This window comes from Oleiphilus sp. HI0123 (genome assembly GCF_001635315.1).
This window is the reverse complement of the sequence record NZ_LWGE01000292.1, coordinates 1-451: the sequence shown is the minus strand read 5'-3', so window position 1 is coordinate 451 and position 451 is coordinate 1. Positions and strand designations below refer to the sequence as shown.

The 451-nt window shown below is 42.6% G+C and carries 1 protein-coding gene; it reads right to left on the bottom strand.

Annotation, left to right across the window (positions count from 1 at the left end):
• Positions 1–79 precede the first annotated feature (79 nt).
• Positions 80–451 (bottom strand): DUF3429 domain-containing protein (locus tag A3761_RS02805; RefSeq protein WP_156491538.1); only part of this gene is annotated, 372 nt, incomplete at its 5' end.

The window sequence follows — 451 nt, the reverse complement described above, 5'->3', positions numbered from 1 at the left end:
TGTCGCCAATCGAGTACGAAAACTCTTTAAGAAAAGTGTCCTGATTTAGTTGCGCAGAACACATTCTGCTTGACTCGTTTCACCAGTCAAACACCATTGCAGAAAAAACCAAGGAAACGAGAACGACAAGCGTTATCACCAATCTCAACCTCATGAACCAAGACTCCAACACCTCTTCCTCAAATAGCTTTCGATCAATCACCAGCAAATAGATAAAACAGAAGGCGAACACGAGCGAACTATAAATCGACTCACAAGACGCTGCTAACCAAGCTAGAAGAGTGACAAAATTACTGTGCAAGAAGAGATTGATGGATGCATCACGAAGCAGAAACAATCCCCAATGAATGCCCGCCAGGAAAGAGATGATCACAGCGGCATATATACGCAAAGCCAAGTTCAAATTAGTCTCGTGCATATCAGAAAGGAACAGATACATACTTGGGATCAA